Origin of the sequence: Pseudomonas sp. PDM10, assembly GCF_014852295.1 — a bacterium.
Taxonomy (GTDB): Bacteria; Pseudomonadota; Gammaproteobacteria; order Pseudomonadales; family Pseudomonadaceae; genus Aquipseudomonas.
This window is the reverse complement of the sequence record NZ_JACVBJ010000005.1, coordinates 23,542-45,940: the sequence shown is the minus strand read 5'-3', so window position 1 is coordinate 45,940 and position 22,399 is coordinate 23,542. Positions and strand designations below refer to the sequence as shown.

18 protein-coding genes are annotated in these 22,399 nt (G+C 61.5%); 3 read left to right on the top strand and 15 right to left on the bottom strand.

All coding sequences use genetic code 11. The features are described from left to right. Positions 1-75: 75 nt before the first annotated feature. From IB252_RS17925 to IB252_RS17885, 9 genes are all read right to left on the bottom strand, one after another. Positions 76-714 carry an NADH:ubiquinone oxidoreductase subunit N gene (locus IB252_RS17925; protein ID WP_123369099.1) on the bottom strand — a complete coding sequence of 213 codons (639 nt, stop codon included), beginning with the start codon at positions 712-714 and terminating at the stop codon, positions 76-78. Between the two features lie 82 nt (positions 715-796). Continuing rightward, on the bottom strand, positions 797-2,245 hold the full coding sequence (locus IB252_RS17920; protein WP_192409775.1) for an efflux transporter outer membrane subunit: 1,449 nt from the start codon (positions 2,243-2,245) through the stop codon (positions 797-799). Next, complete coding sequence (locus IB252_RS17915; protein WP_192409774.1) at positions 2,242-3,129, bottom strand: HlyD family secretion protein; 888 nt, start codon at positions 3,127-3,129, stop codon at positions 2,242-2,244. The genes IB252_RS17920 and IB252_RS17915 overlap by 4 nt, the downstream gene beginning before the upstream one ends. Then, positions 3,126-3,335: a DUF1656 domain-containing protein gene (locus tag IB252_RS17910; protein WP_008148151.1), complete on the bottom strand. Its 210-nt coding sequence runs from the start codon at positions 3,333-3,335 to the stop codon at positions 3,126-3,128. The genes IB252_RS17915 and IB252_RS17910 overlap by 4 nt, the downstream gene beginning before the upstream one ends. Beyond that, entirely contained in the window at positions 3,332-5,404 is a 2,073-nt protein-coding gene (locus IB252_RS17905) for an FUSC family protein (protein ID WP_192409773.1), read from the bottom strand. The genes IB252_RS17910 and IB252_RS17905 overlap by 4 nt, the downstream gene beginning before the upstream one ends. After that, a complete protein-coding gene (locus IB252_RS17900) occupies positions 5,401-5,829 on the bottom strand; it encodes a MarR family winged helix-turn-helix transcriptional regulator (RefSeq protein ID WP_192409772.1) in 429 nt (142 codons plus the stop codon). The genes IB252_RS17905 and IB252_RS17900 overlap by 4 nt, the downstream gene beginning before the upstream one ends. A gap of 137 nt (positions 5,830-5,966) precedes the next feature. Beyond that, complete coding sequence (locus IB252_RS17895) at positions 5,967-6,131, bottom strand: type II toxin-antitoxin system Phd/YefM family antitoxin (protein WP_225607491.1); 165 nt, start codon at positions 6,129-6,131, stop codon at positions 5,967-5,969. 123 nt (positions 6,132-6,254) lie between these two features. Beyond that, on the bottom strand, positions 6,255-6,500 hold the full coding sequence (locus tag IB252_RS17890) for a DUF2789 domain-containing protein (RefSeq protein ID WP_008148139.1): 246 nt from the start codon (positions 6,498-6,500) through the stop codon (positions 6,255-6,257). A gap of 137 nt (positions 6,501-6,637) precedes the next feature. Next, on the bottom strand, positions 6,638-7,099 hold the full coding sequence (locus IB252_RS17885; protein ID WP_033058638.1) for an aminoacyl-tRNA deacylase: 462 nt from the start codon (positions 7,097-7,099) through the stop codon (positions 6,638-6,640). 197 nt (positions 7,100-7,296) lie between these two features. On the opposite strand from IB252_RS17885, the gene IB252_RS17880 reads away from it, so the two are divergent. From IB252_RS17880 to IB252_RS17870, 3 genes are all read left to right on the top strand, one after another. Then, on the top strand, positions 7,297-7,830 hold the full coding sequence (locus IB252_RS17880) for an NfeD family protein (protein ID WP_111449568.1): 534 nt from the start codon (positions 7,297-7,299) through the stop codon (positions 7,828-7,830). Between the two features lie 2 nt (positions 7,831-7,832). Then, a complete protein-coding gene (locus tag IB252_RS17875) occupies positions 7,833-8,591 on the top strand; it encodes a slipin family protein (RefSeq protein WP_129439535.1) in 759 nt (252 codons plus the stop codon). 346 nt (positions 8,592-8,937) lie between these two features. Beyond that, positions 8,938-9,321: a DUF6124 family protein gene (locus IB252_RS17870; protein ID WP_192409771.1), complete on the top strand. Its 384-nt coding sequence runs from the start codon at positions 8,938-8,940 to the stop codon at positions 9,319-9,321. Between the two features lie 218 nt (positions 9,322-9,539). On the opposite strand, the gene IB252_RS17865 is transcribed toward IB252_RS17870, so the two are convergent. Genes IB252_RS17865 through IB252_RS17840 form a run of 6 tightly spaced genes read right to left on the bottom strand, consistent with a single transcriptional unit; the run spans position 9,540 to position 22,326 of the window. After that, positions 9,540-10,631 carry a sulfotransferase family protein gene (locus IB252_RS17865; protein ID WP_192409770.1) on the bottom strand — a complete coding sequence of 364 codons (1,092 nt, stop codon included), beginning with the start codon at positions 10,629-10,631 and terminating at the stop codon, positions 9,540-9,542. After that, positions 10,628-11,404, bottom strand: coding sequence for an aspartyl/asparaginyl beta-hydroxylase domain-containing protein (locus tag IB252_RS17860; RefSeq protein ID WP_192409769.1), 777 nt, complete (start codon positions 11,402-11,404; stop codon positions 10,628-10,630). Before IB252_RS17860 ends, IB252_RS17865 begins: the two co-directional genes overlap by 4 nt. Continuing rightward, positions 11,401-12,000, bottom strand: a complete 600-nt coding sequence (gene cysC / locus IB252_RS17855) for an adenylyl-sulfate kinase (RefSeq protein WP_192409768.1) — start codon at positions 11,998-12,000, stop codon at positions 11,401-11,403. The genes IB252_RS17860 and cysC overlap by 4 nt, the downstream gene beginning before the upstream one ends. Continuing rightward, on the bottom strand, positions 11,990-13,498 hold the full coding sequence (locus IB252_RS17850) for a TolC family protein (protein ID WP_192409767.1): 1,509 nt from the start codon (positions 13,496-13,498) through the stop codon (positions 11,990-11,992). The genes cysC and IB252_RS17850 overlap by 11 nt, the downstream gene beginning before the upstream one ends. A 41-nt stretch (positions 13,499-13,539) precedes the next feature. After that, positions 13,540-21,429, bottom strand: a complete 7,890-nt coding sequence (locus tag IB252_RS17845; RefSeq protein ID WP_225607489.1) for an Ig-like domain-containing protein — start codon at positions 21,427-21,429, stop codon at positions 13,540-13,542. A gap of 51 nt (positions 21,430-21,480) precedes the next feature. After that, positions 21,481-22,326, bottom strand: a complete 846-nt coding sequence (locus IB252_RS17840; protein WP_033053006.1) for a sulfotransferase family protein — start codon at positions 22,324-22,326, stop codon at positions 21,481-21,483. Positions 22,327-22,399: the final 73 nt, after the last annotated feature.

The window sequence follows — 22,399 nt, the reverse complement described above, 5'->3', positions numbered from 1 at the left end:
AGGGTGTTGTGATCGACACATAACCCATGTGGGAGCGAGCCTGCTCGCGATGGCGTAAGTCCCGCCAACACAGAATCAGGAATACTGAACCTCGATCTCATCAAGCTGATGATCAAAACTCTTGAGCCGTGCGGTCCATGTATAGACCAGCACTTCGAAGTCGCGATTGATCACCGCCGTGCCGCTGGGGGATTCCGAGCGCGGATCGCAGAAGTCCAGTTGATAACGTTCACGGGCCATGGCGGTGGCGACATCGGAGAGTTCACGGGCGTTATTGAGCCAGTGCCAGCCCTCCTCGGCCACTTGCTTGTCCAGCGCCTGGCATTGTTTTTTCAGGGTTTCGAGGCTTTTTTCCAGCGGGGTTCCGGTGAGTTCGCCCATGACTTCCTGGAACGTACGCCCCGGTTGCCAGTAACTGCCCCAAAAATACCGATCGAACACCGTTTCGACACGGCGCAGCGCGACCTTGGTGTCCCAGATCAGCACCAGGGTCTTGCCTTGTTCGAGCTGTCTTTTTTTGATGCGCGTGCCCTGGACTGAAGCCCAGGCCACCACCACGATTGCCATCACGGCAATCAATGCCGCGGCGCTGTCGAGGAACACCAGTGCCTTGTCGATCTGGTGGGCGAGCATGATGCCGTAGAAATAGGTGGCCGACAGCAACACCAATGCCGCTATAGCGCACCAGAAGCCGGGAGCATAAGGGTTTTTCATTATTGGAATCCCCATGACCAACGCGAGCCTTGATTGATGAGTTCGACGCGCGACCTCATCAAATCAAAGCATAGCAACGGCCTCAGGGTTTGCCGGAGTTCGTGCCTTGCGTTCGTCCGCTTTCCCAGCCACCGCCCAATGCCAGGAACAAATCGATCTGGCTCATGGCAACCTGCGTGCTGGCGGAAGCCAGTTGCGCCCGCACGTCGGTGTAGGTGCGGGTCGCCTGCAAGTCCGCCAGGAACGACGCGCGGCCAGCCTGGAAGAAGCGGTGGGTCTGGTCTGCGGCCAATTGCGCCGATTGCTCGGCGTCGGCCAACGCATCGCGGCGCTGCAACAGCGCGGAGTACTGGGCCAGACCGGTTTGGGTTTCGCGGATGGCGTTGAGCACCACGCCATCGAAATGTGCCAGCGCGCCTTGGGTGGTGGCTTCGGCCTCGCGGATTCGCGCTCGGGAGCCGTTGGACGGCACGGTCCAGGTCAGCAACGGCCCGAAGCCCCAGCGATTGGTCGCCGGTTTGCCGAGGTTTTCCAGGATGCCAACGGTACCGACGGTCGCGCCGATGCTGATGTCCGGGTACAACTCGCCCGTGGCGATGCCGATACCGGCGGTCGCGGCAGCCAGCCGTCGCTCGGCCTGCCGCACATCGGGACGGCGCTTGAGCAACGTCGCGCCGTCACCGACCGGCAACAATTGCGCAATCTTTGGCAGCTGCGCGCAGCGGTCGGTGCCGGCTGGCAGTTGATCCAGCGGTTTGGCCAACAGCATCGACAAGCGGAACAACCCGGCCTGACGCGCGGCCTCATAACGCGGCATGTCGGCGCGCAGGGATTTGAATTGGGTTTGCGAGCGGGTGACCTGGGTTTCATCACCGCGCCCGGCGTCACGCAAGCGCTGGATCAGCGTGGTGCTCTGGGCTTGCAGGTCGAGAGAATGCTGGGCGATTTCCTGCTCTTCGTTAGCTGCGCAGACTTGGGTGTAGGCCCGAACAACGTCGGCGACCAAGGTAATTCGCGCCGTATCCGCCGCCGCTTGAGTCGCATCGGCATTAGCCTTGGCCGCTTCGATGCCGCGCTGTAAAACGCCAAACAGGTCGAACTGATACGAGGTGGTAATGCCAATGTCGCCGACGTTGGCCACCGGCACTTTCTCCGGCAGCAGGAATGCTTCGCCGGACTCCTGCAAACGCTGGGCGCCCATCTTCACCCCGCCGCTCCAGCCACCTGCCGCTTGAGCTTCATCGACCTGCGCGCGCGCTCGGGAAAGGTTCGCCGCCGCCACCCGTAAATCGGTGTTGGAGGCCATGGCCTGCTCGACCAATTGATCGAGGCGCGGATCCTGATACAAACGCCACCAATCGCTGGGCACCGGTGCCGAGACGACATTTTTGCCGTTCACCGCCAAGTCGCCCTGCAAGTCTTCACGGTGTACGGCGGCCTCGTCCGGCACGTGATAATCCGGCCCGACCACCTGACAGGCCGACAGCAACAGGCCTAACCCGGCGATAGCCAAACCCGAGGCCCTGCTCATTTCGCGGGCTCCTGCGGGTGGTCATCCATGATAGAAACCGTCGCCGTGCGACCGGCAATCATGCGGAAATCCGCCGGCACGTCATCGAAAGCGATCCGCACCGGAATCCGCTGGGCCAGCCGCACCCAGCTGAACGCCGGGTTGACGTTGGGCAGCAAGTTGCTGCCGCTGCTGCGGTCGCGGTCTTCGATGCCGGCGACGATGCTTTCCACATGCCCGCGCAGGCGAGCGCGGTCGCCGATCACCCGAATATCGACGCTCTGGCCGACATGAATGCCGTCCAGCTTGGTCTCTTCGAAATAACCGTCGATGTGGAATGAATTGCTGTCCACCACTGACAACACTGGCCGCCCAGCCGTGACGAATTCCTGGTTGCGCGGTGCACGGTCGTTGACGTAGCCGTCCACCGGGCTGCGGATGGTCGAGCGGTCGAGGTTGAGCTGGGCGCTGTCCACCGCCACCTGGGCTTCCATCAACGCCACTTCGGCGCGGGCCACCCGGGACTGGCTCTCTTCCAGCTGCTCGCCCGGCACCAGATTGCCGAGGCCGCGGTTACGTTTGGCTTCGCGTTGCGCCTGCGCCAGGGTTTCCTGACGGTCGGCGACCGCCGCCTTGGCCTGACGCAGGGCCAGTTTGAAACGGTCCTGATCAATGCTGAACAGCACCTGGCCACGTTTCACCAGTTGGTTGTCACGCACGTCGACCTGCTGGATCAGCCCGGACACGTCCGGCGCGATCTGCACGATGTCAGCACGGATGTGGCCGTCGCGGGTCCAGGGCGCGAACATGTAATACATCACCATGCGCCAGACCACGACAACGGCGAAGCTCACGATCAGCAGGGTCAGCACCACGCGACCGAGGGTCAAAAAAGGTTTTTTCATGTCATCAGGTATCGACTGAGTGAGTCCACGGCGCCGAGCAGCAAAGCGTAGAGAGCCACGTTAAACAATGCCCGGTGCCAGACCAGACGGTAAAAGTGCAGACGCGTCAGCAATCCGTGCACCAGCAGGAACAACACGTACGTAATGCCCATCAGCACCAGCAGCGTGGGCAGAAACACCCCGCTGATATCCAGATCACCGATCATAAAGGCGCTCCATCGATGCCATGGGGAAGCGGTTCTTCGAGCTCGCCACTGCCGACGAATTCCACCCCTGGCAGCAGCGACAGACGCAGGCCGCTCAAGGCATGCAGCAGATGCAGACGGGCGCCCTCATCGCACTCCGTGTTGAGGGCACGGCGGGTGCGGTCCAGGGTCATCAACAACGGACTCGGCGCCGGCAAACGTTCGCCAGCCTTGAGGCAGGCCTTGAAATACTCGCCGACCTCGGCCACCACCTGATGCAGCAGCACTTGCGGTGCGCCGAGGACTCGTGGTGTATAGGCGAGCAAATCCAGCAGGTTCAGCGCCACGCGCACTTCCCGCAGGGCGATGCCGGTGTCCTGGCCGGTCATGGCCAGGCGCGGCAAATGCTGCATCAGGCGATCGAGCATTTGCACGCCCAAGTGCCGGTGATCGGCCAGCGACGCCGGTTCTGTGAGGCTGACAATGTCGTGCCAGCTGAAACGGGTCAGGCGCTTGGCCGCCAGTTCGGCGCCGAACGGCCGGGCGATCAGGGTCCAGACGAAGGCGAACAACAAGCCCACGGGACCGGCTAGGTTGGAGTTGGCGAAGCTGAGAAAGTCCGCGTCGTAGGCGCCCTGAATACTGATGAAAGACGAGGTGTTGACCAGAGTCAGCAGCATACCCAGATAGAACTGCGGCTTGACCGTCAGGGTGCCGATGCAAATGAACGGCACGGCAAACGCCAGCACCAGCATCGGGAAGTCATGCAGGTTGGGCAGGACCAGAAACAAATAAAGACTGGCGAACAATACCGACATTGCCGTCCAGAAAAAGAACCGGTAAATCTGCGGCGCCGGGTCGTCCATCGAAGCGAAAAAGCTGCACGCCACCGCCGCCAGAATCACCGCGGCGCCGCCGTCGGTCCAGCCGAGCAGAATCCACAGCACCGACGCGACGATGATCGCGGTGACGGTGGACGCCGCCGAATAGAGCATCAGCCCACGGTCGAGAAACGGCGACAGCCGACCCAGTCGCCAGTGCCGATAGACCGCGCGCCAGCTGTCCTGGCTTTCGCACTGGATGGCGTACTGCAGGCTGCGGCAGTCCTGCCACACATCGACCCACTCGCCGAGGCGATACAGGGCGTTGGAGAACAGCAGCTGCTTGCGATCATCCAACGCTTCGGCGGACGGTTGCAGGGCTTCAAGTTGATCTTTCAGCGCTTGCCAGCGCTCGAGGTCGGCGTCTTTATGGCCGAGCCATTCGGTAGTCGCGGCCAGCAGCGGCGCGAACTTATCCACAAGCTCGGGCGTGCGCCGTTCAAGGGCATACAGCGCGTCGTCGAGGGCGTCGATCACTGGCAGCAGGTGAATCATGCGACCGCGCAGTTCCTTGGTATTGCGCACCGTTTGCGGCCGCGCGCCTTCGTGGGGCAACTGGCCGATCATCAATTCCAGCGTGTTGAAGGTTGCGACCATCGACGAACGCAGCGCGCTGACTTCGTCCGGCTGCACGTTGCGGCTAAGGAAACGCAGGCTGTAAGTCGAGGCATCGGCAAACCATTTGCTCACCGAATCGTTGAACACCGGCGCCAGCCGCCGGGGCCAGAACATCGCGCCGACCACCGCGGCTACGGCGATGCCGAGGAAGATTTCTTCCGTCCGCGCCTCTGCGATGTCCCATACCGCTAACGGGTTATCCACCACGGGCAAGGCAATCAGCGGCAAGGTGTACCCGGCGAGCATCAGCGCGTAATTGTTGGCGGTGCGCAGGTGCATTGAGAGGAACAGCAGAGTTCCGGTCCACAGCGCGATGACCATCACCAGCACATAGGGGCTCTGAACAAACATCGGCACGAAAAAAACCGCCGCGGCGGCACCGAGAAGGGTGCCGACCGCGCGGTACAGCGCCTTGGAACTGGTAGGGCCGACAAACGGACTGGAAACGATGTAGACCGTGGCCATCGCCCAATAAGGCCGGGGCATTTGCATGAGCATGGCGATGTACAGCGCGATCATCGACGCCGCGAACGTTCGCACACCGTAGAACCAGTCCCGCGCCGGGGGCATGCCGGTAAAAAATCCGCTCAAGGGTTGATCACCGGCAGATGATTGGCCGATTCAAAAGCCCTCAGCACCCGCAACGCTGCTTCCAGATCACTCTGCTCGATCCCTTCGAGCACTTCATGGCGCAAGCGCACCAGCTCGATTTCGACGGCTTGCACCAACTCACGACCCGTCGCGGTCAGGCTCAGGCATTTGGCGCGACGGTCATGGGCATCTTCGGTACGGCACACGTAGCCGGCATGACACAACTGATCCAGCAGGCGCACCAGCGACGGGCTCTCCATCCCGGCCGCCTGCGCCACCGTCACCTGCCGCACACCCTCGCCCAAACGCCCGATCATCAACAACGGAACGGCGCAGGCTTCGGAGATTCCATAGTTGACCAGCGTGGTCTGGCAGATCCTGCGCCAATGCCTGGCGGCCACCACCATGGAGCTGCTGATGTTCATCTGGAGAGCGTCGAGGTTCTTCGGCACGAGGGGAAACACACACTGTTAGTTTGCTAACTATCAATATGGCATTTGAGGGGAAAGTTGGTCAAGTTTTGAAACAATTCTCAGGCGGACGGACAGCTTTTTACGATCCATCAGGACGCCAGATTGAAATCACCTAGACGCACCAGCATCGCTTCATAAAGATCTGCCGAAACCAGATAGGCCTTGATCTTATTGTTTTCCAGCACCGCAATAGGCCCGTCTTGCGCCTCGCGTACCGCAGCACCTGCGTTTTTCGCGAGCTCAGAGATGCTCATGACTCTTTCTGCCAAAACACATTGCATGACTCGGTCTCATAGTCGGACTAAACGCATGAAAGCTACTGCAGCGCAGGTAACACCTTTCAGAAAAGCTGTGACAAGGTTTTGCGCTCAAATTTTTTACACCCCCCGCCCCTTCCGCAACAGCACATCCAGCTGATCCACCACCTCCGCCCAATCGGCGTCATCCAGAATGTCGTCACGCAGGAAATCCGCCTGGCTCTTGGTCCAGAAGAACGCATCCGCCAGGTGCAATTCGGGTTTGAGCGGTGAATGGGTGGCGATGAATTTGTCGATGCTTTCGGCGTCGTCAGGCAGGCCGAGTTGTTTGAACAGGTTGGGGAGGCTGTGGGTTGGGGATTCCATGTTGGGCTCCTTTTTCATGGCAAATGATTGGGTGACTGCTGCGCAGTCAATCGCGAGCAGGCTCGCTCCCACATGGAATCGCGCTCAACTGTGGGAGCGAGCCTGCTCGCGATGGCGATGTAACTGACGCCGAGAATCTACTGACTCAACTCGCACACTTCAGCATGCGGCACCATTTTCAGGAATTCCGGCACGCTCATGTGCACCAGGTTGTTGTGGTTACCCGCCTCCAGGTAGATGTCTTTTTGCCGGGTCAGCAGTGGGTCGATGACCATGTCCAGGCCATAGGATTCGCCCAACGCCGGCACGGCGCCGCGTTCGCAATCCTGGAACAGATGCGCCAGGGTGCTTTCCCGGGTGATCTGCCATTCGCCACTGCCACGTACTTTGCTCAGGTCCAGGTGACGGCTCGCTGGCAGCACAGCCATCAGGTAATGGCCGTGGTGGTCGTCGAGGATCACCGATTTGGCCACCCGTTCGGCAGGAATGCCTGCGACCCGCGCCGTTTCAAGGCTGCTGGCCGAGTGCGGATGGGTGACGACGTCAAATTCGCATTGAGCCTTGTTAAGGCTGTCCTGCACAGTTCTTGCCATACGCATGATGCACCTCGGTGTCCGCAACAACGTTTCGCGGACGATGGTTAAACCTTTCTCACCACTAAAAGTCTAGGCCCGCTGGCGCCATCGCGCGGGAAATCTGCCCGCCGGAACAACGTCAGCAACTGATCAAAATTCGTACAATTCAGAGCTCAGCTAGACTGTATAAAGAACCATCAATGACTCTCCCGGAGGGTCACGTGAACATTCGTTGTTGCGCAGTAGCGTTGCTGTTGGCCTTGAGCGGATCGGTTTTCGCGGCGGACACCGTCGTCCTGCTGGTGCCCAACCCCATCGGGATCTGGCTGATCACGTTCGGCATCGCGTTTCTGATCGCCGAGGCAGCCCTGCCCAATTACGGCGTGATCGGTCTGGGCGGCATTGTGATGTTCGTGATCGGCGCGGTGATTCTGACCAACACCGAGGTGCCGGTTCCGTTGATGATCGGCCTGGGACTGATCAGTGCCCTGTTGCTGATTTTCCTGCTGATCCGCGCCCTGAAAACCCGACCGCGCCACAACGTCAGTGGCGATGCCGAACTCATTGGCAGCGTGACCTCGGTGATGTCGTTACAAGCCGACAACGCCTATAACGGCTGGGTGCACCTGCAAGGCGAACAGTGGCAAGTACTCAGCGCCACGCCACTGCGCCCCGGGCAACAGGTCCGGGTGGTGGCACGCAAGGGATTATTGCTGCAAGTGGCCGCGGCTGACGCGGCGCCGGGTGGAGAATAACCATGGGCCTGCAACTGGGTTTTGCCGCGCTGCTGTTACTGGTGATTGCGCTGGCGGGGTCGACCTTCCGCATCCTGCGCGAATACGAGCGCGGGGTGGTGTTCCAGCTCGGGCGCTTCTGGCAGGTCAAAGGCCCTGGCCTGATCCTGCTGATTCCGGTGGTGCAGCAAATGGTTCGCGTCGATTTGCGTACCGTGGTCCTCGACGTGCCGCCACAAGACGTGATCACCCGCGACAACGTCTCGGTCAAGGTCAACGCGGTGCTGTATTTCCGTGTCCTCGATCCGCAGAAAGCGATTATCCAGGTCGAAGACTTTCTCATGGCCACCAGCCAACTGGCCCAGACCACGTTGCGGGCGGTACTCGGTAAACATGAACTCGATGAGCTGCTGGCCGAACGTGAGCGGTTGAACATCGACATCCAGCAAGTGCTCGACGCCCAGACCGATGCGTGGGGCATCAAGGTCGCTAACGTCGAGATCAAGCACGTGGACCTTAACGAATCGATGATCCGCGCCATCGCCAAACAGGCCGAAGCCGAACGGGAACGCCGGGCCAAGGTGATCCACGCCGAAGGCGAATTGCAGGCCTCGGAAAAACTCATGCAGGCCGCCGAAATGCTCGGGCGCCAGCCTGGGGCCATGCAGCTGCGGTATATGCAGACATTGAGTTCGATTGCCGGGGACAAGAGTTCGACGATTGTCTTTCCGCTGCCGATCGAGTTGCTCAAGGGGATGGCGGATTTGTCGTCCAAACCCTGACCTTTCCTACAGGCACCAACGTCCGGTAACCGCGTCGGAGATTTCCTTCAAGTTGTAGCGGCGTTGGTGAACTTGTTCCGGTCCGAAGCCGGGTCTAGTCTGGCTTTGTCACTGAATAAACGGTGACACGGACGTGCAAGTCCGACGAAACTGTTTAGGTCGCAATTGCCATATATCTCAATGAGCATTAATAGGCTCGCTGCTTTATGGCGGCTGCGCGCAGGAGATCCTCGGATCTGCTGGGTGTCCTAAACAGTCCCGGTCTTGCACACCTGCGCTCAGCTGCCACCCCATTCGCGTGCAAACGAACGGTGGCGGTTCCAACTTACTGTTTAGGGAGTTTTATATGTTCAAGGTATCTCCAAATCCGCCAGACAACTCTGGCACCCCCTCCGAAGATCCACTCGAAGCCGAAAAACTCAAAGAAGCCGCCGACCGCGCCTTCGCCCACTACTTCCCCCCGACCACCGAAAAGCCGCCCAGGCACCGCAAAGGCCACCTCTTCACTGTTGCCCCCGAGGTCAACACCGAAACCCTGCTGGCCAACGCCGCCGAAGACCTGCTGTCCATCAGCGCCATCGCGGCCAATCTGGCAGACGAAGTGGACGGGACACGGCGCTCGGTAGCCCTGGCGCTCAGCCGCATGGCCGATGGCGTGCAGTTGCTCGTAGAGCGAGTGCAGGATCATTGGGATGAATCGGAGATCATGCAGGCTCGGGTCAAGGTTTAGCCGGGTAGATTTGTGGTGAATTGACCACCGCTTTCGCGAGCAGGCTCGCTCCCACAGGGGAATGCATTCCCCTGTGGGAGATCATGCAGGCTCGGGTCAAGGTTTAGCCGGGTAGATTTGTGGTGAATTGACCACCGCCATCGTCGGAACGCCGCCCGGAGCCGGCTCGCTCCCACATTTGGAATGCATTCCCCTGTGGGAGATCATGCAGGCTCGGGTCAAGGTTTAGCCGGTAGATTTGTGGTGAATTGACCACCGTCATCGCGAGCAGGCTCACTCCCACAGTTGATCTTCGGTGAACACAACCTCTGTGTACGACTGAGATCCAATGTGGGAGTGAGCCTGCTCGCGATGGCGTCAGTGCGGTCAATACATGTCTCGGCACTTAGCGCTTCATAAGGCCCTCGCGCCCAACGTTCCACACACTCACGCAAAAGCGCCGAAGCCTCACGACGCTTGTCATCGCTATCCCCCACAAACACCTCTGAAGGCCGTTTGGCATGCTGCCCCACCGCCGCAAACACTTGCTCACGCTGTCGGGCATCCAACCCGAAAAACTCAGCTAATCGCCCCGCCATGGCATCTGGCAATTCACTGTAATTCACCGCCAACCCACCAAACTCCCGACAGTGCGCCAACCCCGACGCCAGCAACCGCCCCAACCGCCGTGCGATGAAGTCCTCTCGGCCTTCAAACGGCAATTCGTCATCCAGCACACTCGCGCCGATCATCCACGGCACCATGTGCATGCCCGGGCGGCGTAGATGTGAAACGGCAATTTCCAGCGGATCGCGATAAAGAAACAGCCACGGTGTTTCGGCAAAACACTCACGCAGCAGCGGCAGTTCACCGATGTTCCAGGCATCGAGTTTGATCACCAAACGTTGCTCGACACCGAGCCGACGCTGTCCGTAGGCCGACATCAACCCTTCGATGGCAGCGCGACGCTCGACGGCGGGCAAGTCGCTGCGCAATAGCGCATCCAGTGGCGGCGGTTCGCTGATCACGATGTGGTTATCGAGTTGTGCAAGCATCTGACTGATGAGGGTCGAGCCGCAACGAGACGCGTGAAAGATGAACGCGCTCGGGGCCAGACCGGGACTGCAGGTTTGCCAGTCAACGAGGGTCGACAATGGCGTTTCCCGGCGAAACGCCTGATTGAACGGCAACCTCAGCGCCTCTTCCACGGCATCGCGAAAAAACGGCTGATGCAGTGGCGTATCGCCGAACCAGCACCAGTCGACGCGCCATTGCCCAGCCTCTTGCCAGACCCGGATCGGCAACCAGCCTTCGAGGTTCATGCCTTTCATTGTTGGTTCCATCGTCGCCGGCCGTCGCGCATGGCTGCGCGCAGTTCTTCGCGGGAGAGCGGCAAGCCTCGCGCCGCCGCCATTTCCAGGGCTCGGGTGATAAAAGCTTCGCTGTCCTGCAAACCCTGCAAGGTTTTGCACAGCGGCGGATCGCTTTCCACCAGTGCCTTGAACTGTGCAAGGCATCCATGAAAAACATCGGTATTTGGCGTGGTCAATTCGCCGTCGATAATCGTCTGCTCCAGCCAGGCGCCGGGTCGACAATCGAGTACCAGATGAATGCGCGCCCGAGTACCACGATTGTCCACACGATGCGGTCGTGACAGGTCGAGAAACCAGCATTCACCAGCAGCCATCGGCATACGCTGGCCGTCCAGTAGAAAGTCCACTTGAGGCGCGCTGACCAGCGGGATGTGCAGACGCAGATCGGCGTCCGGTTCGCCCAGGTCGTAGTCGCGATGTTCGTGAATCTGCCCACCCGGCCCGAGCCGCAACAAGCGCGCGCTGACGATCTCCAGCGGCAGATCGCGCAAACCTTGCTGCCATCGGACATCCCGCAACCAAGGCGCGCGCAGCAGCGGTTTGCCGCGACCCGGCGACAGTTCAGTCAACGCATCCGCCGCCGAAATCAGCGCAACACCGCTCCAGTCGCCAGCGTAATAAGCGTTGTTGAAATGCCCCTGCCAGCTGTCCTCGTCAACGGCGGCCAACGCCTGCAACAGCAGCGGCAAATCCACGGCCACCGGCAAGCGGGAGAACGCCGGTCGGCTCATCGTTTCGGCAACACCGCGCACTCGCCGAGCCAGGTCAGCAAGTGATCAAGACTGGCCTCCACCGATTGCACGCCGGTATCGAGCACCAAAGAGGCGGACGGCGGCGGTTCATACGGTGCAGACACGCCAGTAAAACCTGGCAAATCACCCCGGCGTGCACGGGCGTAATGACCTTTCGGATCGCGCTGTTCGCAGACGGCGAGGGAAGCGCTGCACCAGACTTCGCGGTAATCCTCGCCCAGTCGCCGGGCGAACACCTCACGCAACTCCATCAGCGGCGCGATCATCGCCAGGATGACGATCTGCCCGTTCTCCACCAGCAGCGCCGCGACTTCGCTGGCGCGACGGATGTTCTCCAGACGATCACTGTCGGTAAAACCGAGATCACGATTGAGCCCGACCCGCAGCCCGTCGCCATCGAGCACGAGGCTCTGTACGCCGTGCTCGAACAGCTCGGCGTGCAGCGCCTGGGCCAGGGTCGATTTGCCCGCCGCCGGCAAACCGGTCAGCAAAATCGCCGTGCCGCGATGGCCGTTGCGCGCCTCCCGTTGTGCGCGGCTGATGCTCGCCGTCGGCGCCAGCAGGTTATTGGGCATGGGCCACCGGCGTCGTGATGTTCCCGGCCGCCCACGCCGATTCGCGGTTGGCCAACGCGGTGGCAATGGATTGCACTTCGGTGGATTGCACCTGATCTGGCAGCGGGTCGAGCCCCGCACTGGCAAAGATCTGGCCGTAAGCATTACGCAGATCGGCGTACGACAGGTCGCGACGCAAATCGGCCTGCAAAGTGTTCAACTCGCCCTGGATGAGGTCCAGCTCACCCAGCCCAGCCGCCTGATAACGGTTGCGCAGCTGGCCAACGATCTGCCCGTCGATGTCCGACAGTTGCTGATTGGTCTTGAACTGTCGCAACGCCTCGCGGTAGTTGGCGTTGGCCACATAAAGCTGCGCCAGCACCGCGATCGACATCGCCTGGCGGCGCGCCGCGGCGACTTCTTCGCCGGCCTTGGCAACGTTGATCGCCGCCGGGGCGGAGATCACGTTGAACAGATTCCACGTCACTTTCACGCCGTAGTCGGCCCAACCCTGCTCCACCAGGAACGAGTTGCTGTCGTAATGCCCGCCGGCCGAGAACTCCAGCCCCGGCAGCAGCCGCAACATGGCTTTGCGGGTTTCGGCCGCGCTGATGCGGCTTTGGTAATCCTGTTCGCGCAGCTCGGGACGACTGGTCAGGGCTTCCTGTTCCAGGCTGGCGAGGTCAACTTTCAGTTCCGGAATGTCATAGTCGTCCTGGGTCGCCAGGGTCAGCTGAGTGCCCAACGGCAGGTTGATCAACGTCGCCAGTTCGGTTTTCGCCAGCGACAACGCACGACGCTGTTCTTCCAGTTGGCGCGTGGCTTCGATCAGCGAGCGTTGATAACCCAGCGCCTGAACCGGATCGCCGATTCGCTGCTGGCTCATGCTTTGACTGTTGCCGCGCGCGGTGTCGACCCGGGCCATGAGGCTGTCGATCTGCTTGAGCAAACGCTCAGCGGCCATGGCCCGCCAATAGGCCGAGCGCACGTCCTGAACGATGGTGTTGATCACCTTGCGCCGACGCTCCTGAACGATCAGTCGCTGGTCGCCTTGTTGCTTGGCGCTGATGTAGCTGACGCCAAAATCGAGCACGTTCCAGACCATGGTCAGGTCGGCGACGTCACGGTCGCGGTCCTGAGAGGTCGATGGCTCCAGAGACTGGGTGCCGGTCCGTACGCTCTGGCTGCTGGAGGCGTTGACGTTGTTGCGGCCGACGTACCCGGCGTCCAGCGCCATGCGCGGCAGCATGTCGAAACTGGCGAGGTCGAGTTGGCGCTTGGCCAGGGCCTCTTCCATGATCTTGAGCCGGCCTTCGAGGTTGTACTTCACCGCGCGGGCCATGGCTTGATGCAGGGTCAGCGGACCGCTGAGGGGCTCCTGATCCTTGTACATGTTTTGCAGATCGCTCCTGGCGCGCTGTTGGCTGACGCTGCGTTCGATCGGTTCACTGGTGACTGCACATCCGCTGACTGCAAGCGCCAGCAGGCTGGCGCCGAACAACTTAGAACTTCTATTCATCCTTGACTGCCCCTGGGCACAGCATTGTTTTAGGTGTTTTTTCAGGCCTGCATTTCGCTGATGCCGACCTGTCGCAAAGCCGCGGCCAGGCTGTCGACCTGCCGTTGCTCGGTGTCTTTGAGCTGTTGCAATTGCTGGACGAGACTCGGCGCGCCAAACACGCCGCGCAGCCCCTGTGAAACATCCCCGGCCTTGATCGAATGACTGCCGAATGAGTTCAGCGAGTCTCGTTCGTTGCCGACGTCCTGATTGAACAGGCTCGACAACGTGCTGGTGCCGAACACCCCGCCATCGCCACCGCCGAAGCCGAGGAAGCCGTTGCCCGAGCCATCGCCACCGCTGTCACTGCTGCTGAACACCTGGGCGATGAAGCTGGGCGCCAGCGCACCGTGGTTCATGAAGATGTCGCCCAGCGGCCGGATGCCATTGCCGATCACGCGGCTTTCGAACAACGGGGTAAAGGTCAGCGGTGAGCCGAGATCGCCGGTCGGGGGCGTGAAAATGATCGGTTGCAGCGGTACGTTGGGCTGATCGGAAACGGTGACCGGTGGCGGGATCCGGGCCAGTGGGTCAGGCGTTACGACCACGGCAGGCGTCTGCACCGGCACGGTGTCGATCACGTAATTGTTGGAGACCGCCACGCTGCTACCGGCATTGCCCGAAAGGTCGCTGACGTTGCTGGTGTCCAGCGCGATGAAATTGCTCGGGTCGGTGATGCTCGCGGTCGGCGTGAAGGTCGCCGTCCACGTCTTGCCGCCGTCGCTGCTGGCCAGGTGGGTCAGCTCGCCGTTGGTGACGCTGAGGTCCGACAGGTCGAAATCGCTGACCACTTCGCTGAAGGTGATCGTCACCAGCGTGGTTTGACCCACGCCCAGGTTCGGGTTGGCGACCACGATGGTTGCCGTCGGCCGGGTGGCATCGAGCGCGTAGTTGTTGGAGATCGCGATCCCGGCACCGACGTTGCCCGCGGCGTCCGCCACATTGCTGCTGTCGAGCAGGATCAGGTTGGTGGTGTCGTTGATGTTGGCGGTCGGGGTCAGCGTGGCGGTCCAGGTCTTGCCGCCATCGCTGCTGAGCAGGTTGGACAAGGTGCCATTGGCGACGCTGAGGTCCGACAGGTCGAAACCTGAAACCGCCTCGGTGAAGGTGATGGTAACCGTGGTCGTCTCGCCGATGCCCAAGCGGTTATCCGCCACTACGATGGTCGCCGTCGGCCGCGCTGTGTCGATGGCGTAGTTGTTGGAATCGGTCACGCCCACGCCACTGTTGCCCGACACGTTGGTCACACCGCTGTTGTCGAGACTGATCAGGTTGGTGGTGTCCGTCACGTTGACGGTTGGCGTGAACGTCGCGGTCCAGGTGATGCCGCCGTCACTGCTGCTGACGTTGCTCAAGGTACCGTTGGCAATGCTCAGGTCCGCGTTGGTGAAACCGCTGACCGCTTCGCTGAAGGTGATGGTCACCCCTGAGGTTTCACCGGCCTTGAGGGCGTTGTCGGCCACCACGATGGTTGCGGTCGGCACTTGAGTTTCCACCACATAGTTGGCGGAGTTGGTCGTGCCCGTCCCGGCGTTGCCGGCCAGGTCCGTGACACCAGTGTTGTTCAGGGTGATGAGATTGGTGGCGTCGGTAATCCCGATAGTCGGGGTGAAGGTCCCGGTCCAGGTGATGCCGCCATCGCTGCTGCTGACATTGCTCAGCGTACCGTTGGCGACGCTCAAATCGCTGTTGTCGAAACCGCTCACCGCCTCGCTGAAGGTGATGGTCACCAGCGCGGTTTCGCCCGGTTTCAGGGTTGTATCGCTCAACACAATGGTCGCGGTCGGGCGTTGGCTGTCGATGGCGTAGTTGTTGGAGTCCGTCGTGCCGCTGCCAGTGTTGCCCGCCCCATCGATCACTCCGGTGTTGTCGAGGGTAATCAGGTTGGTCGAATCGGTGACGCTCGCTATCGGCGTCAGGGTGGCGGTCCAGGTGATGTTATCGCTGGTGCTCAGATTGCTCAGAGTACCGTTGCTCACCGTCAGGTCGGCTGTAGTAAAACCGGTTACCGCCTCGGAGAAGGTGATGGTCACCATCGATGTTTGACCCACACCCAGCGCCGCGTCCGTCACCACGATGGTCGCGGTTGGGCGCTGTGTGTCGATGGCGTAGTTGTTGGAGTCGGTGGTGCCGCTGCCGGTGTTGCCCGAGACGTTTTGCACGCCAGTGTTGTCCAGGGTGATCAGGTTGCTGGTGTCGGTAATGCTGGCCGTCGGCGTGAACGTTGCTGTCCAGGTAATGCCGCCATCGCTGCTGCTCACCGCCGTCAACGTGCCGTTGGCGATGGTCAGGTCGGCGTTGCTGAAACCGCTGACCGCTTCGCTGAAGGTAATGGTGACCAGCGACGTTTCACCGACGCTCAGCGCATTGTCGGCGACGACGATGGTGGCGGTCGGCCGCACGGTGTCGATGGTGAAGTTGGCCGAATTGGTGATGCCGCTGCCTGCGTTGCCGGCAATGTCGGCCACGCCGCTGTTGTTCAGGGTGATCAGGTTGGAAGTGTCCCTGACGCCGACTGTCGGGGTGAAGGTCGCCGTCCAGGTGATGCCGCCGTCGCTGCTGCTCACCGCGCTCAAGGTGCCGTTTGGAATGCTCAGATCACTGTTGTCGAAACCGCTGACCGCCTCGCTGAAGGTGATGGTTACCAACGACGTTTCGCCGGCACTCAGGGTTGGGTCGGCGACGACAATGGTGGCGTTCGGACGCAGACTGTCGATTGCGTAGTTGTTGGAATCGGTAGTGCCCGCGCCAGTGTTGCCGGCCGCGTCCGCCATGCCGGTGTTGTTCAGCGTGATGATATTGGTTGCATCGTTGATGCTCGCCGTCGGCGTGAAGGTCGCGGTGTAGGTGATGTTATCGCTGGTGCTCAGGCCGGTCAGGGCGCCGTTGGCGACCGTGAGGTCGGCGGTGGTGAAACCGGTCACCGCCTCGGAGAAGGTGATGGTTACCACCGTGGTTTGACCCAGCGCCAAGGCGGTATCCGTCACGACGATGGTCGCGGTTGGGCGCACGGTGTCGATCGCGTAGTTGTTGGAATCGGTGGTGCCGCTGCCGGCGTTGCCCGAGGCATTTTGCACACCGCTGTTGTCCAGGGTGATCAGGTTGGTTGCGTCGGTAATGCTGGCCGTCGGCGTGAAGGTCGCTGTCCAGGTGATGCCGCCATCGCTGCTGCTCACTGCCGTCAACGTGCCGTTGGCGATGGTCAGGTCGGCGTTGCTGAAACCGCTGACCGCTTCGCTGAAGGTAATGGTCACCAGCGACGTTTCACCGATTTTCAGCGCGTTATCGGCGAGCACGATAGTGGCCGTCGGAGCGACGGTGTCGATGGTGTAGTTGCCGGAGTTGGTCGTGCCGCTGCCCGTGTTGCCAGCCAGATCGGCCACGCCGGTATTGTTCAGGGTGATGACGTTGCTCGGGTCACTCACACCGACGGTTGGCGTGAAGGTCGCGGTCCAGGTAATGCCGCCGTCGCTGCTGCTCACCGCCGTCAATGTGCCGTTGGCGATGGACAGGTCGGCATTGGTGAAACCGCTCACTGCTTCGCTGAAGGTAATGGTGACCAGCGAAGTTTCCCCGGCACTCAGAGTCGGGTCGGCCAGAACGATGGTCGCCGTAGGGCGAACCGTGTCGATCGCGTAGTTGTTGGAATCGGTGGTGCCGCTACCGGCGTTACCCGCCAGGTCGGCGACGCCGGTGTTGTCCAGGGTGATCAGGTTGGTCGTGTCGTTGGTGCTGGCGCTCGGCGTGAAGGTCGCCGTCCAGGTGATGCCGCCGTCGCTGCTGCTCACCGCCGTCAAGGTGCCGTTGGCAATGGTCAGGTCGGCGTTGGTGAAACCGCTGACCGCTTCACTGAAAGTGATTGTCACCAGCGAGGTTTCGCCGATTCTCAGCGCCGTGTCCGCGACCACGATGGTTGCCGTCGGGCGCACGGTGTCGATGGCGTAGTTGTTGGAATCGGTGGTGCCGCTGCCCACGTTGCCGGTGGCGGCAGCCTGCACGCCGCTATTGTCCAGGGTGATCAGGTTGGTCGCATCGGTGGTGCTGGCCGTCGGGGTGAAGGTGGCGGTCCAGGTGATGCCGCCGTCACTGCTGCTGACCGCGCTCAACGTGCCGTTGGCGATGGTCAGGTCGGCGTTGGTGAAACCGCTCACGGCCTGGCTGAAGGTGATGGTCACCAGCGAGGTTTCACCGATTTTCAGGGCGTTGTCCGCTACCACGATGGTCGCGGTCGGCGGGGCGGTGTCGATGGTGTAGTTGCCCGAAGAACTGGTCCCGCTGCCGGTGTTGCCCGCGATGTCGGCCACGCCGGTATTGGCCAGAGTAATTACGTTGGTGGTGTCGTTAATGCCTGCGGTCGGCGTGAAGGTCGCCGTCCAGGTAATGCCGCCGTCGCTGCTGCTGACCGCCGTCAGGGTGCCGTTGGCAATGGTCAGGTCGGCATTGGTGAAACCGCTCACCGCCTCGCTGAAGGTGATGGTCACCAGCGAGGTTTCACCCTGTGTCAGCGTCGAATCGGCCAACACAATCGTGGCGGTCGGGCGCACGGTGTCGATCGCGTAGTTGTTGGAATCGGTAGTGCCGCTGCCGGCGTTACCGGCCAGGTCGGCGACGCCGGTGTTGTCCAGGGTGATCAGGTTGGTCGTGTCGTTGATGCTGGCGGAAGGTGTGAACGTCGCGGTCCAGGTGATGCCGCCATCACTGCTGCTCACCGCCGACAAGGTGCCGTTGGCAATGGTCAGGTCGGCGTTGGTGAAACCGCTGACCGCTTCGCTGAAGGTGATCGTCACCAGCGAAGTTTCGCCGATTCTCAACGCCGTGTCCGTCACCACGATGGTTGCCGTTGGCCGCACCGTGTCGATGGCGTAGTTGTTGGAATCGGTGGTGCCGCTGCCGGCGTTGCCCGCCACGTCGCTGACCCCGGTGTTGTCCAGGGTGATCAGGTTGGTCGTGTCGGTGATGCTGGCGGTCGGGGTAAACGTTGCCGTCCAGGTGATACCGCCGTCGCTGCTGCTCACCGCCGTCAAGGTGCCGTTGGCGATGGTCAGGTCGGCGTTGGTGAAACCGGTCACCGCCTCGGCGAAGGTGATGGTCACCAGTGAGGTTTCGCCGATTTTCAGCGCATTGTCCGCCACCACAATGGTTGCGGTTGGACGAAGTGTATCGATCGCATAGTTGTTCGAATCGGTGGTGCCGCTGCCGGTGTTGCCGGCCAGATCCGCTATGCCGGTGTTGTTCAGGGTGATCAGGTTGGTCGTGTCGTTGGTGCTCGCGGAGGGTGTGAAGGTCGCGGTCCAGGTGATGCCGCCGTCGCCGCTGCTCACGGTGGTCAAGGTGCCGTTGGCGATGGTCAGGTCGGCGTTGGTGAAACCGCTGACCGCTTCACTGAAGGTGATCGTCACCAGTGAGGTTTCGCCGATTTTCAGCGCATTGTCTGTCACCACGAGGGTCGCCGTTGGCCGCACGGTATCGATGGCGTAGTTGCCCGAATCGGTAGTGCCGCTGCCGGCGTTACCGGCCAGATCTGTGACGCCGGTGTTGTCCAGGGTGATCAGGTTGGTCGCGTCAGTGATGCTGGCGGTCGGTGTGAAGGTCCCCGTCCAAGTGATGCCGCCGTCGCTGCTGCTCACCGCCGTCAAGGTGCCGTTGGCAATGGTCAGGTCGGCGTTGGTGAGATCGGTGACCGCTTCGTTGAAGGTGATGGTTACCAGCGAGGTTTCGCCGATTCTCAGCGCCGTGTCGGTAAACACGATACTGGCGGTCGGGCGTACGGTGTCGACCGTGTAGTTGTTGGAGTTGGTGGTGCCGACGCCGGCGGTGCCCAGAATGTTGATCACCCCGGTGTTGTCCAGGGTGATGACGTTGGTCGTATCGGAAATACTGGCGGACGGCGTAAACGTTGCCGTCCAGGTGATGCCGCCATCGCCGCTGCTCACCGAGGTCAACGTGCCGTTGGCGATGGTCAGGTCCGCATTGGTGAGACCGGTCACGGCTTCGGAGAAGGTGATGGTCACCAGGGACGTTTCGCCGATGCTCAGTGTGGTATCAGCGACCACAATGGTCGCGGTCGGTGGTGGTGAATACGCGGTGTTGAGTATGCCACCGTCGTTGTAGATGGTCGCGACGGAGGTTGGTGAGGTGCCGGTGCTGCCTCCGCCCTGCGCGGTACCGCCTGCACCACTGGCCGCGGCATTACCGGCCAGGGCCGCGAAGTTGGCAGCGGTGATCAGCAGCGTGCCTTTGTTCCAGATCGCACCGACGCCCCGGCCACCAATGCCGCCATTGCTGGCATTGCTGCCTTGGCCACCACCACCGCCGCCACCGCCGCCGGCACCAATGTTGTTGCTGATGGTGGAGGTGCCGACAATGGTGATGGTGCCGCTGCTGGCGTTGTAGATCCCGCCCACCGCGTTGCCGCCGGCGCCACCCACCTTGTCCCAACCGGCCCCGCCGCCACCGCCGCCAATGGAAATCGTGCCATTGGTGGCCGTCGAACCGTTACCGCCGTTGCTGTAATCGAAAGCGCCCAGCCCGCCAGCTCCGCCAGTGCTGGTGCCACCGTGACCGCCCATGTCGATCCCGTTATAATAACCGCCGTTACCACCGATACCACCGCTGCCCGCCTGACCCTCCATGGTGCCAGTGCCCGGCCCTACCGAACCACCATGCCCGCCGCCCTGGCCGCCCAAGCCGCCGCCGCCACCACCACCGCCGCCGTACCAAGCGCCCGTGACCCCGCCGCCGCCACCGCCACCGGAAGCGCCGTTGGAGGTTACGCTAACGTTGTTCAGGGTCAGAATCCCTGCGTTGAAAATGCCCCCGGCCATCGCGCCCGTGGCACCGTAGCCACCGTTGCCGCCCGTGCCCGACACCAGGCCACGGGTGATCACCAGGCCATCGAGCGTCACGATGCTGCCAGACGACACTTCAATCACTCGGGTCCGGTACTGACCGTCGAGAATCACGTCAGCCGCGCCGTCGTTGTTCAAGTCGCCATCAACGGTGATGTTCTTGTTGATCAGCAGTTCGGACGTCAGCTGCACCGTCATGCCGGTGCTGAAGGTGACGAGATCGCCGTTCTGCGCCGAGGCGATCGCCGCGCGCAACGAACCGACGCCCGTGTTGGCGTTGTTGGTGGCCGTCCAGGTCGCCAGGCCCCACTGATACTCGCTCATGGCCGTGGTCGAGAGGACGTTGGCGCTTTCGATGTTGCCGGTGGCAATTTCCAGATTCCAGTCGCCACCGATCCCGGTGCGATTACTGGAAGCAGCCACATCGCGGCCGGTCAATTGAGCCAGCGAGTCGACAAAACTCAAGCCGCGCTCACCTTCGGCGGTGTAGCAGCCGTAGATCAAAATGTCGCCGCCGACGTTCATGTCCTTGCCGATTTCCGCCAGCACGGCACTGCGGGCCGCGACGTTGTCGGCGGACAGGTAACTGTCGCCCAACCACAAGTCACCCGCGTTACCGTGGGCAATGATCTGCACCGAACTGATGCCCTGATGTGTGTCCAGATAGGCGGCAATTTGCTGCAAGCCGTCCTTGCTCGCGTCCAGCTGGACCACTTGGGTGCCAGGCGCCACGCCCTTGAGCAGGCTATCGGCATCCTTGACCCGCGAATCGACGAACACCACGCTCTGGCCCGGCACTGCAACGGGGGCTGGTGCAGGTGTGGCATCGGCCTGGCCGTGGGTGTCCTTGCTGGCGACCGGTTGGTCGGCCGTTGGCGTCTTGGCGGCATCAGCCGTGGTGTGGCTGTCCGCCTGAGCGGCATCGGCCACCGTGGCCGCCACCGCGCCGTCGAACAGCATTCGCGGTTCCAGGGACATGATCATGGGCGAGGCCAGCGCCCGTGCGCCTTCGGTAACTCGCGACTTGCCGTTGCTCCACCACATGCTGCTCACCCGGACTCGAACTTGCTTGACGCGTCAATGAAAACGCCGCGATCAACTGATCGCGGCGTCGGCCTTCATACGAATGACATTGGCGGCGCTGGCTGAGCCATCGAGCCAAAAGGATAATTCTGCGTATTGCTTGAACAAATCCGGCGGCAGGATCGTGCGCCGCGATTGCAGCTCGACCTTGGGTTTGACTTTGTGCAGACCGGAGACGCCGAGTGCTTGATCGAACTCTGGCGCATCGTAGGCGAGGTTGTTGAAGTCATGCTCGAACCACGGCTCGCCAATGAAGTCGTAGACCAGCCGCATGACCCGATCGGGGGCCTGGGTCAGCAAGTCGTAATCGACAATCAGCAATGAGTCGGCGTGTTCGCCGTAATAGGCTTCCTTGAGCGCTGCCCAGGCAAACCCCACCAGACGATTGCGCTGCGCCAGGGTTTCGCAACGGCTGTAGACCGTGTTGCGCTCGACCGCGTCGCCGAACAGCTTGGTGTTTTCAAAGGGATTGGCGCGATACAAACGCTCGATGCTGTCCATGACCCAGGCAACATTGCGCACGCAGGCAATGACCTTGGCTTGCGGGAACAGATCGCTGATGGCGGGCAGGCGCGAGCTCCATAACCGATTGGTGTCGAACACCACCGGTTTGTCGGCCTTGTCGGCGTAGAAGGAGTCGAACAGTCCGCGAAGCAAACGGCGGCGCAGATCGGTATCGATCACCGCACCGAACTCGCTGCCGGCACTGCACTGTTCCAGAACACCGGAAAACAGGGCGCCAACGGGGCTGGTCATGCCGGCATGAAAGCGCGGGTTCTGCAAAAGGATCGCAGAAAGCAGGGTCGAGCCTGAGCGCGGCAAGCCGGAAATAAAATGGAACTGTGACAATCCCTTCACCCTGATCAGAAATCCTTTATCTACGACGGAGCGTAGACCATGAACAGCCTTATGGGTAATGGTGTTTTGATAT

What these genes read in the sequence shown, in the direction of transcription:
- IB252_RS17925 (WP_123369099.1), bottom strand. Translation starts at nt 714, where the DNA reads ATGAAAAACCCTTATGCTCCCGGCTTCTGGTGCGCTATAGCGGCATTG.
- IB252_RS17920 (WP_192409775.1), bottom strand. Translation starts at nt 2,245, where the DNA reads ATGAGCAGGGCCTCGGGTTTGGCTATCGCCGGGTTAGGCCTGTTGCTG.
- IB252_RS17915 (WP_192409774.1), bottom strand. Translation starts at nt 3,129, where the DNA reads ATGAAAAAACCTTTTTTGACCCTCGGTCGCGTGGTGCTGACCCTGCTG.
- IB252_RS17910 (WP_008148151.1), bottom strand. Translation starts at nt 3,335, where the DNA reads ATGATCGGTGATCTGGATATCAGCGGGGTGTTTCTGCCCACGCTGCTG.
- IB252_RS17900 (WP_192409772.1), bottom strand. Translation starts at nt 5,829, where the DNA reads ATGAACATCAGCAGCTCCATGGTGGTGGCCGCCAGGCATTGGCGCAGG.
- IB252_RS17895 (WP_225607491.1), bottom strand. Translation starts at nt 6,131, where the DNA reads ATGAGCATCTCTGAGCTCGCGAAAAACGCAGGTGCTGCGGTACGCGAG.
- IB252_RS17890 (WP_008148139.1), bottom strand. Translation starts at nt 6,500, where the DNA reads ATGGAATCCCCAACCCACAGCCTCCCCAACCTGTTCAAACAACTCGGC.
- IB252_RS17885 (WP_033058638.1), bottom strand. Translation starts at nt 7,099, where the DNA reads ATGCGTATGGCAAGAACTGTGCAGGACAGCCTTAACAAGGCTCAATGC.
- IB252_RS17875 (WP_129439535.1), top strand. Translation starts at nt 7,833, where the DNA reads ATGGGCCTGCAACTGGGTTTTGCCGCGCTGCTGTTACTGGTGATTGCG.
- IB252_RS17870 (WP_192409771.1), top strand. Translation starts at nt 8,938, where the DNA reads ATGTTCAAGGTATCTCCAAATCCGCCAGACAACTCTGGCACCCCCTCC.
- IB252_RS17865 (WP_192409770.1), bottom strand. Translation starts at nt 10,631, where the DNA reads ATGAAAGGCATGAACCTCGAAGGCTGGTTGCCGATCCGGGTCTGGCAA.
- IB252_RS17860 (WP_192409769.1), bottom strand. Translation starts at nt 11,404, where the DNA reads ATGAGCCGACCGGCGTTCTCCCGCTTGCCGGTGGCCGTGGATTTGCCG.
- cysC (WP_192409768.1), bottom strand. Translation starts at nt 12,000, where the DNA reads ATGCCCAATAACCTGCTGGCGCCGACGGCGAGCATCAGCCGCGCACAA.
- IB252_RS17850 (WP_192409767.1), bottom strand. Translation starts at nt 13,498, where the DNA reads ATGAATAGAAGTTCTAAGTTGTTCGGCGCCAGCCTGCTGGCGCTTGCA.
- IB252_RS17845 (WP_225607489.1), bottom strand. Translation starts at nt 21,429, where the DNA reads ATGTGGTGGAGCAACGGCAAGTCGCGAGTTACCGAAGGCGCACGGGCG.